The sequence below is a fragment of the Ensifer sp. Root127 genome, from assembly GCF_001425225.1.
Lineage (GTDB): Bacteria > Pseudomonadota > Alphaproteobacteria > Rhizobiales > Rhizobiaceae > Ensifer > Ensifer canadensis.
This window is the reverse complement of record NZ_LMDX01000043.1, coordinates 1-10,241: the sequence shown is the minus strand read 5'-3', so window position 1 is coordinate 10,241 and position 10,241 is coordinate 1. Positions and strand designations below refer to the sequence as shown.

The window sequence follows — 10,241 nt, the reverse complement described above, 5'->3', positions numbered from 1 at the left end:
CGTGATGTCGATGCCGGCACGGTGCCGACCAACTACCAGCGCTTCGTCGCCGCGGTTCGGGATGCCAAGACGGTCGAGCCCGGCTTCCGCCATGCGGCGAACCTGCAGAAGGTGCTTGATCTGGCGATGGAGACCGAGGCGGAAAGGCGCGAGCTCGGCGCCGTGCATACCCAGCGCTCCAACAATCATGCGTTCGGTTAACTCGACGGCCGCCCGCTTCCGCCCGGATGTCGCCTGCGGGCGATCACGCCATGTCTGGATGAAGCCCGTTTGACAATGTGGTTTTGGGCATGTTTGAGCTTTGCGGGTCGGGTGCAGTCATGTCTCCGGCCTGTTTGTGCGGCACGTTATGACCTGCTGGCCCTGATGTTGTCCGCTTGACCCGATCCTACCACGTTGACGCGCTGTTGGTGCGCAAGACAACGAGAGCGGCGTCGCCTTATAGAGATCACACCGATCAGACGCCGATCGCGATCGCCACCCGGCAGAGGGATAACTTGAATCTCGCACATGTCGCGCGCACCGTCATCAATGTCCTTGTCCAAGCAATATTTGACATCTGCATCGCCGCCCAGGCCGCCGGCCCAGGCGTATTCGGACGGCCGTTCAAATGTAACGTGGCCGATCTCAGGCAACATCGGCCAGAGGGGCTGACCGTCGCTCCGTGAATGGTCGCCCTTCGCCTGCTTCGACGCCACCAGTAGGCCGGTTGCGATCTGAGGCTCCGGATTGACGGCCGGGAAGCGATCACCTTTCTTCACAAAGGAGGCCATGAGATAGGGCATATCCTGTCCGCCCAGGCGGGCGCGGCCCACATACTGCACCTGAACGGCGCCCGTGCCACGGGGCTTCAGGTCCAGCAGTTCGGCTGCCTTGCTGGAAACGTCGATGATGCGACCCCGATGAAACGGACCGCGATCGTTGACGCGCACGATGAGCGAAGAACCGTTTTCAAGATTGGTCACCCGCACATAGCTGGGCAAGGGAAGGGTCGGATGCGCGGCGGAAAGGTGATCCGGATCGTAAATTTCGCCGTTTGCGGTCCGCCGCCCGCGAAAGGCCGAGCTGTACCAAGAAGCGACACCCTTCTTGTCGTAGTTCGGGTCTTCCTTCGGATAATAGCGCTTGCCTTTCACCACATAGGGCTTCCCGACGATATAGCGGCCACCACCCTTGCGAATATTCTTGCCGTAGGCGCCCCGCGTGCTCGCCTTCACGCCGTGTACAATTTCGGAAGTATATCCATTGCTGCGGTTCTTGTGCGGCGCTTGTGTGGATGTACAGGTAGCACAGCTGGCGCAGACCATCGTAATCGCCAGCCATCGCAAGCCTTTGACAGCCGCCCTTACATCAATAACCATCCGTCCAACGCCGGCGACAGCCAACCGTGCATCTGCCGCAAGTCTCGACACGAACCCTCATATCGGCCAGGCGCTCGCAGTCCGCTGTGCATCGGGTCGAGGGACAGACGGAATTGCAGCGGAGGCACTTGTCGATGCATTGCTGCAGTCTGGGGTCGGGCCATTAATTCGCTCCTTCCGTGAATAATTGTAGAATCGGACCTGATGCTAAAAGTTCCATTAGGGTGCGCGAATATACGCAACCCTTCTATTTGGGCTGGCCGCTGACAACGCTACCGCGGACCGCCGACCCGGGGCGGTAGCAGGCCTGCCCGCTTCACCTCGGCGCACCGAGCGGTCGCCGTGCATGGCGCTGGACTGGATCGTCGGATGGAACGGCTGAACTAGCAAGCAGCGGGCGATGACCGGATGGCTTAGGATTTAAATTGGTCGACGTTTGGCTTTAAATTGGACGAGACATCGCCCGCACGCGCTTGTTGACCACCAAGCCTTCGGGTCTCTCTTCGGCATAAGTCGGCAGGTTCGGGATAGGCCTACAAGCGGAACCGATCGGTAGCTGCGGCGTTGGGACTAGTGTTTGACTGACACAAAAAAGTCGGAACCGCAGGTCATGGCCCCCCGGGATTGTGCGCGAGCGGGCACGCCGCTCGACCGACTTTGATGCGGGCGATACGCGCAACTGGCGCGGGGACCTCCCAACAAGACGAAGGAAGATCATGTCGATTCGATCCAAACTTTTCGCAACAGTGGCCTTGCCCGTTTTCGCCGTATCATTCGCGATTCAGCCGGCGCTGGCCGACAGCCTGATGGCGCCGTTCCAGGTAGCGCAGGAAGGGGCCGACCAGCAGTCGCCTGAGGACCTGCTGCTGCTCAAGAAGCGCAAGAAGCAGCATGCCGCCGAGGAAGGGCAGACAGAACAGCAACAACCGCAGGCCGAAGAGCCGCAGCGACAGGTAGAAGAGCCGGTGCGCAAGAAGCGCAAACAGCAGGCCGAAGAACAGCAGCCCGCCGTAGAGGAAGGCACACCGCAGCAGGCCGAGGAACAGCAGGTGCCGGTGCGTAAGAAGCGCAAGCARCAGGYSGAMGRACAGCAGCSCGCCGTAGAGGAAGSGGCTCCGCAGCAGGCTGAGGAGCAACAAGCTCCTGTGCGCAAGAAGCGCAAGCAGCAAGCCGAAGAACAGCAGCCCGCCGTAGAGGAAGGCACACCGCAGCAGGCCGAGGAGCAGCAGATACCTGCGCCAAAGAAACGCAGGCAGCAGGCGGACGGACAGCAGCCCGAGAAACAGAAGGCCCTCGAACAGCGTGCCGCACCGGAAGGCGTAACTACAGCCGATCAACCCTCCGCCGAGCAGCCGACGCCGCGGACCGGCAAGGGCGAGAAGCAACCGGTTCCGGGGACCGAACAACCTGCAACGGCCGAGCAGCTCCAGGGTGTAGAGCCTCGGGCCAAGCCCGCTCCGATCGTCGTCGACAAGCGCACGAAGGAACAGAAGCGCAAGATCGCCCAGGATCCGGCGGCGACCGATGAAACCGTAGTGCTTCCGGTCGATAACGGCGCGGCTGTGCTCGACAGCGACAAGGACGCCGACAATGCCGGTGGCAACCGGGCGCGAGATGCTCGGCGCAAGCAGCGCGAAGAGCTGCGCGTCCAGGAGCAGAACATAGCGCCGCCGACCGACGATGCCGCGGCCCAGGCGGAGATTCCGGCCGAGGTGCTGCAGGCGGTCCCGCAGAGGATCGAGGCCGCGATCAAGGAAGAAGGCCAACGCGTCGAAGCGGCGCCAGTCTTCGCGGTCCCGGAGACGACGAACATCGTCAATAACACGGTCATCAACAACACGGTGATCAACAACACCACGAACAATGATGTGACCGAGGTGCAGGTGGTCGAGAGGATCGACGATCGCGTCGTCCTCGGCGTCGGCGACCAGTTCTTCGTGCGTGGCGACGATCGGCCAAGGCTCCGCCGCGATTCGGAGGAGACCTACTACGATCAGTTGGCGCGCGGCCGCGTTCGTGAAACGATCGTCCGCCCGGGCGGCTATCGCATCGTCACGGTCTACGACCGGTACGGCAACATCCTGCAGCGGTCGCGCGTCGACAGCGACGGCAACGAGTATGTGCTGATGTACGCGCCGGAATATCAGGAGGAACGACGTCCGGCGATCGTCGACGTCGGCTACGAATTGCCGCCGATGCGCCTGGCGATTCCGGTCGACGACTACATCGTCGACTACGCGGAGGAACCGGATCGGGACTACTACGAATTCCTGTCCGAGCCACCGGTCGAACGCGTCGAGCGGGTCTATACGATCGATGAGGTCCGCAATTCGGCCCGTCTCCGTGACAAGGTCCGACGCATCGATCTCGATACGATCCACTTCGTGACGGCTAGTGCCGAAGTGTCGATGTCGCAGGCCAAGACACTGCGCAAGGTTGCGGACGCGATGCAGAAGGTTCTCGACAAGGATCCCGGTGAGACCTTCTTCATCGAGGGGCACACGGACGCCGTCGGTTCCGACCGCTCGAACCTGGTACTTTCCGATGAGCGTGCCGAGTCCGTCGCAGTCCTCCTAACCGAGGTCTATGGCATCCCGGCGGAAAACCTGGTCACCCAAGGCTATGGTGAGCGCTTCCTGAAGATCCGCACGCAGGAGCCCGAGGAGGAGAACCGCCGCGTGACCATCCGCCGCGTGACGCCGCTGGTGCGCCCGGTCGCGCAGCGGTAACGGAAATCTGATGCGCCATGACATCGAAGGCTCTTCGCGAGAGCTAACTGCCTCGAAAGAAGGTCTCAGCGGCTTTTGTTGTCACTGAGACCTTGGAGATTGTGGCGTGTTCCAGCGGTATTTTCTCAAAACGCCTAGCATCTCGATTAGTTCCGGCGCATGAGAAGGCATTGACGAAAACGACAGCGCTTAGTGTTGCATCCCGAAAGCTTGCTGTCCGCTCTGAATTCGACGTGTTGGGGCAACTCGCCTGCAGAACCAGCTGAGATTTGCGTGCGTCGACCGCCGTTGGCAGAGAGCTCTGTGGCGCACAAAGAAAAGGCCGCTTCGTTCCGTGATTGTCACGCTCTAACGGGCATTGGTCTCCGCCTGTAATGCAAGGCGCAGAGCGGAGACAAACACGCGCACTTTGGGCAGGACGTTCCTGGTGGTCGGGTAGACTGCCCAGATCCCAATTTCTTCAGGAGTGGCGTCATCGAGGACGACGCGCTGCAGCCGCCCTTCGAGTACGTCATCGGCGATCGCCCATTCGGAAAGCAGGGTGATCCCAGCCCCGGCGACACAAGCAGATTGGCATCCAGCGATGCTGCTCGAACAAAACCGAGAGCCTATGCGAACATGGGTTTCGGAGCCACTGGCGACGAAAGTCCAATGCGTGACTCCTGTCATAGGAAGGCAATCATGGAGAGCGAGGTCATCGATGGAACGCGGCATCCCACGCCGCTCAAGATAGCCCGGCGAGGCAACAAGCGTTCGTGGGTTATCCGCCAGTTTTTGTGCGATCAGGCTGCTGTCCTTCAGACGCGCGATGCGGATTGCCAAATCGGTTCCGGTAGCCGTCAGATCAGGCAGGCGGTCGTTCATATCCAGGGCGATCTGCAGTTCTGGATTAGCCGCAAGGATAGCTGGGACCAGCGGAGTCACAATCTTCACGCCAAATACGATTGGCACCGAGACGCGAAGAAGCCCCGCCGCGCCAAGCGTGTCCGCGCGAACCTGTGCGCGGCCTTGATGTTCATTTTCAATGATGGCCTGAGCGAACGGAAGGAAAGTTTCACCTTCGGGCGTCAGCGACAGTGACCGAGTCGTCCGGTGAAGCAAACGCACGCCAAGCGTTGCTTCCAGCGCGGAGAGGCGACGTGTCGCCGCCATCGGCATTAAACCAAGACGGCGCCCTGCCTCGGATATGCTTCCGGAAGAAACAGCGCCCACGAAGACCTCGATGTCGTCAGTGTTCATTATAACGGGTTTCGATAAACAGGCTCAACATTAGCCAATACTACAACGGAGCGCGATGCAAAGCTACGTCTGTTGCGATCTCATAGCTTGAAAGGCTCCGGAAATGACAATCACGACCGTGAATGCAAAAACGCCTACGGGATTGAGTAGAGTTGGCTTGCTCGCCATGGCCACCGCCAGCGGCATCGCTGTCGCCAACATCTATTACAATCAGCCGATGCTAGGTATCATCGAGGCCGATTTTCCCGGCCAGTCCGCAACCGCTCTAGTACCGACCGCCACCCAGTTGGGATACGCTCTCGGTCTCTTCCTTCTTTTGCCTCTTGGCGATCTGGTCCACCGTCGCAAGCTCATCATTGGACAGTTTCTGATCCTTGCCATCGCGCTGTCCCTAGCGGCTGTTTCCTCGTCCGCGTGGATATTGGTGGCTAGTTCCCTTCTGGTTGGAGCAAGCTCGACGGTAGCGCAACAGATCGTTCCCTTCGCGGCTTCATTGGCACCTGCTGAGAAGCGCGGGGCGACCATCGGAACCGTGATGGCGGGCGTCCTGTCGGGCATTTTGTTCAGCCGAACCCTATCTGGTTTTGTCGGCGAACATGCCGGCTGGCGCGAGATGTTCTGGATTGGCGTGCCGATGGCCTTGGTGGCCGCCGCGATGATGTTCGCGACGCTTCCAGATCATGCTCCCACGTCTCGTTTGCATTACCGCAACGCGATCAAATCGCTGGGGCACCTCTGGACACATGAGCCATCTCTTCGGACAGCGACCCTCGTACAAGCCGCCCTCTTCGCTTCGTTCACCGCGTTCTGGACCATACTTGCGCTATACCTCCAGGGCCCGAGCTTCGGCCTTGGTGCCGATATTGCCGGGCTTTTCGGTATCGTGGGAGCGGTCGGCGTTTTCGCTGCTCCGGTGGCGGGTCGCATTGCCGACAAGCGTGGACCGCATTTCGTTGTTTGGCTTGGCGCGGCCTTGACTGTCGTGTCCTGGATTATCTTTGGAGCATGGGCTTCGATCGTGGCTCTCATCATCGGCGTCATCGTCCTCGACTTCGGCATTCAGGGCGCATTGGTCTCCAATCAACACATTATATATGCACTCAATCCGGATGCACGAAGCCGCCTGAACACGATCTTCATGACTGGAATGTTTCTTGGCGGCGCGGCGGGATCGGCACTTGCTTCAGTTGCCTGGCAAAATGGCTCTTGGCTCGGTGTGAGCCTCGTGGGAGGTGTCTTGCCGCTACTCGCTTTGGCCGTAAAAGCGCTTGGTCGCTCACGCCAGTTGTAAGATCAAAATCAACGCTGTGCGAGCATCAACGCGGGAGGATGGTGCTCATCGCCCTCCATATTATTTCAAAAGACGCAATTGAATCGAAACGATTGATGCAATTGTTGTCACTCCGGATTGGTGGCAACTTCCCTTCATCAGACGAACACAGCGTCGGCTGAGGGCAAAAGACAAAGATCGCAGGGCGCGAATATGACCGACAAATTTCTTCCCATGACGCGCCGCGGCGCGCTGCTTTCCGGAGCGGCGGCTGCCGCCACCATGGCACTCTCCACATCATTCAGCTTTGCAGCCAACGCAGCTGCTTCCACCACCAACTCAATCGAAGGGGACAATGCAATGAGCACCATCACCACCAAGGACGGCGTCGAAATCTTCTACAAGGACTGGGGCCCGAAGGATGCGCAGCCGATCGTATTCCATCACGGCTGGCCGCTGTCGTCGGACGATTGGGATGCCCAGATGCTGTTCTTCCTGGCCAACGGCTACCGCGTCGTTGCCCATGACCGCCGGGGTCACGGCCGTTCGGCGCAGGTTTCCGACGGTCACGATATGGATCATTACGCCGCAGACGCCTTTGCGGTCGTCGAAGCCCTCGACCTGAAGAACGCCGTTCATATCGGCCACTCCACCGGTGGCGGCGAAGTCGCCCGCTATGTCGCAAAGCATGGCGAACCATCCGGCCGGGTCGCCAAGGCCGTCCTCGTCTCCGCCGTTCCGCCGCTGATGCTGAAGACTGAAAGCAATCCTGAAGGCCTGCCGATGGAAGTGTTCGACGGCTTCCGCTCGGCGCTCGCCGCTAACCGCGCGCAGTTCTTTCGCGACGTCCCGGCCGGTCCGTTCTACGGCTTCAACCGTGACGGTGCGAAAGTCCAGGAAGGCGTGGTCCAGAATTGGTGGCGTCAGGGCATGATGGGTGGCGCGAAGGCTCATTACGACGGCATCAAGGCCTTCTCCGAGACCGATCAGTCCGAGGACTTGAAGGCGATCACTGTTCCGACTCTCGTCCTGCATGGCGAGGACGACCAGATCGTACCAATCGCTGACTCGGCGCTGAAGTCGGTCAAGCTTCTGAAGAACGGCACGCTCAAGACCTATCCGGGCTTCTCGCACGGCATGCTGACCGTGAATGCCGACGTCTTGAACGCTGACCTTCTCGCCTTCGTTCGGTCTTGATGTAGAAGTTGCGGCCGCGGCAAAACTTGCCGCGGCCGCACCCACTTAATCCTATAAAACGCGTCAGATTCCATACTGCGAGGGGCCTCGCACGCGGGGCCATCAAACCGTTACCTCAGTCGAGCATCACCATCTGAGCTGCCGCCTGCTCCTCGAAGAATTTCGAGAAAGACGCAATGCGGGGCGGCAATGCCTGATAGGGCGGGTAATAAAGCGTCAGCCACAGATCGGGCGGCGCCCATCCACGCAGGACGTGAACCAAGCGGCCTGTTCTCAAATGTTCCGAGACATGAAATCCGGGCAGCATCGCCACTCCGGCACCATCAGCTGCCATGTCAGCCAGAACCTCACCGTTGTTGGCACTGAACGCCCGGCCCGCCGAGATCGTTATGCTCGATCCACCGTCCGACAAAACCCAGTTTTCCCGCCGGCTTTCGCCGCTATAGGCGAGGCAATCGTGGGACGTCAGTTCGCTGGGATGCTGTATATCGACAAACCGGCTTCCGGGTGCGGCAACGAGAATGCGCGGCACAACGCGGATCTTGCGCCAGATGGTGAACTTATCCGATGGCTGCGAGGAAATGCGGATCGCAAGGTCGTAGTCGTCGTCGACGATGTTCACCAGACCGTCAGATAGCGAGATTTCGAAGCTCATTTTTGGATAGAGCTCCCTGAAGCCCGATAGGATCGGCGGGAGCACGGCCTTGCCGAACCAGGTCGGCGCGCTGATGCGCAACCGTCCCTGATCAGCCTTGTGCGCATTCATGACATCCCGCCGTGCATCCTCAAGCGTCTTCACGGCCGGCTGGATCTGCGCGGCGAAAATCGCTCCGTCAGTTGTCAGCGAAACCTGCCTTGTCGTGCGCACGAAGAGCTGCACGCCAAGTTCGGCCTCCAGCGCAGCGATGGCACGGGTCACGGCTGCCGGCGTCATGTCGAGTTCGCGGGCGACCTGAGCGAAGTTACGTTTTTCGGCGGCGAGTAGGAAGGTTCGGAGGGCTTTGTAGTCGTTCATCTCGATTATTTCAAAAATAGCAATTCAATCGAAAGGAATATTGCAATTCCGTGATCCCATCAACCCAGTTACATCTTTCTCCATCGAAACGGACAAAGCCAACGAAGAAAGGCACCGGCCATGATCAAGGATATCAAGGGACTGCATCACGTTACCTCGATGGCGTCGGATGCGCGCGAAAACAACAAGTTTTTCACCGACGCCCTCGGACTGCGCCGCGTGAAGAAGACCGTCAACTTCGACGATCCCAGTGTCTATCACCTCTATTATGGTGACGAGAACGGGACGCCCGGCACGGTCATGACCTACTTTCCGTTCCAGAATATGATGATTGGCCGCCCAGGTGTGGGCGAGGTGGGCGAGACCCAGTTTTCCATCCCCAAGGGCTCGCTCGGCTTCTGGAAGGATCGCCTGGTTGCCAAGGGCGTCGGTGGTTTGGAAACAGACGCAGCGTTCGGCGCCAACCGCCTCCGTTTCATCGGACCTGATGGCGACGGGCTCGCCCTGGTCGAAACGGCCGATGACACCCGTGCCCCCTGGATCGCTGACGGCATCTCAGACCAGACGGCCATTCGCGGCTTTGCCGGCGCCCGCTTCAACCTGCATGACACGGCGGCTACGGAGGAACTGCTTGGCTTCATGGGCTACCAACGTGCCGAGACCGAAGGCGACGTGACCCGCTTTATTATCCCCGGCGGCAACGGTGCCGATACGATCGATCTAGCAGCGCTTCCGAAAACGCCGTTCGCCCGCCAAGGTGCCGGCTCGGTCCACCATATTGCCTTTGCCGTCGACAACCGCGAGAAGCAGCTCGAAGTGCGCAAGGCGCTGATGGATACCGGCTACCAGGTCACGCCGGTCATCGACCGAGATTACTTCTGGGCGATCTATTTCCGGACCCCGGGTGGGATCCTGTTCGAAATTGCGACCAACGAGCCCGGCTTCGATCGTGATGAAGACACCGCACATCTCGGCGAAGCGCTCAAGCTTCCGAACCGATATGAAGCCTTCCGTGACCAGATCGAAGAAAACCTGGTTCCGCTTGCCGCATAGGACCCCGGTCTGAACCGGTCTCCTGATCAACACACATCTTCGGCCCTCGAGACGGCTGCCTGAGCCAGGCAGTCGACCGCCGAAGGCTTATCAATTTCAAACACCGATCATCGGCACCAAACATCAAACGGAGAACTAGAATGTCCAAGCTCGAAGTCCTGACCCCCGTCAACAGCCAGCTCATTTTCATCGACCAGCAGCCGCAGATGGCATTCGGTGTCCAGTCGATCGATCGGCAAGTGCTGAAGAACAACGTCGTCGGCCTCGCAAAGGCAGCGAAGGTCTTCGATATTCCGACGACGATCACCACCGTCGAGACCGAATCCTTCTCCGGCCACACCTATCCCGAACTGCTCGCCGTCTTCCCGGAAAACGAC

General features: G+C 59.8%; 7 protein-coding genes and 2 pseudogenes. 6 read left to right on the top strand and 3 right to left on the bottom strand.

All coding sequences use genetic code 11. The features are described 5' to 3' along the window. Positions 1–201 (top strand): annotated as a pseudogene (locus ASD03_RS29710) (gfo/Idh/MocA family oxidoreductase); the annotation flags it as partial. Positions 202–347: 146 nt separating this feature from the next. On the opposite strand, the gene ASD03_RS29705 reads toward ASD03_RS29710, so the two are convergent. After that, the gene (locus ASD03_RS29705) at positions 348–1,361 is read right to left on the bottom strand and encodes a septal ring lytic transglycosylase RlpA family protein (protein ID WP_082557442.1); all 1,014 of its coding nucleotides are present in this window, start codon (positions 1,359–1,361) and stop codon (positions 348–350) included. 716 nt (positions 1,362–2,077) lie between these two features. Here ASD03_RS29705 and ASD03_RS29700 point away from each other — a divergent pair. Next, positions 2,078–4,090 carry an OmpA family protein gene (locus tag ASD03_RS29700; RefSeq protein WP_057217880.1) on the top strand — a complete coding sequence of 671 codons (2,013 nt, stop codon included), beginning with the start codon at positions 2,078–2,080 and terminating at the stop codon, positions 4,088–4,090. 348 nt (positions 4,091–4,438) lie between these two features. On the opposite strand, the gene ASD03_RS29695 is transcribed toward ASD03_RS29700, so the two are convergent. After that, a complete protein-coding gene (locus ASD03_RS29695) occupies positions 4,439–5,329 on the bottom strand; it encodes a LysR family transcriptional regulator (RefSeq protein ID WP_057217879.1) in 891 nt (296 codons plus the stop codon). A gap of 103 nt (positions 5,330–5,432) precedes the next feature. Here ASD03_RS29695 and ASD03_RS29690 point away from each other — a divergent pair, with 103 nt between their 5' ends. Both ASD03_RS29690 and ASD03_RS29685 read left to right on the top strand, forming a co-directional pair. Then, the gene (locus ASD03_RS29690) at positions 5,433–6,620 is read left to right on the top strand and encodes an MFS transporter (RefSeq protein WP_057217878.1); all 1,188 of its coding nucleotides are present in this window, start codon (positions 5,433–5,435) and stop codon (positions 6,618–6,620) included. A gap of 192 nt (positions 6,621–6,812) precedes the next feature. Next, positions 6,813–7,796, top strand: coding sequence for an alpha/beta hydrolase (locus ASD03_RS29685; protein ID WP_057217877.1), 984 nt, complete (start codon positions 6,813–6,815; stop codon positions 7,794–7,796). 115 nt (positions 7,797–7,911) lie between these two features. On the opposite strand, the gene ASD03_RS29680 is transcribed toward ASD03_RS29685, so the two are convergent. Then, on the bottom strand, positions 7,912–8,811 hold the full coding sequence (locus tag ASD03_RS29680; RefSeq protein ID WP_057217865.1) for a LysR family transcriptional regulator: 900 nt from the start codon (positions 8,809–8,811) through the stop codon (positions 7,912–7,914). A gap of 120 nt (positions 8,812–8,931) precedes the next feature. Between ASD03_RS29680 and ASD03_RS29675 the strand changes: the two genes are divergently transcribed. Further along, a complete protein-coding gene (locus ASD03_RS29675) occupies positions 8,932–9,864 on the top strand; it encodes a VOC family protein (RefSeq protein WP_057217863.1) in 933 nt (310 codons plus the stop codon). A gap of 140 nt (positions 9,865–10,004) precedes the next feature. After that, positions 10,005–10,241: pseudogene (locus tag ASD03_RS29670) on the top strand (hydrolase); the annotation flags it as partial.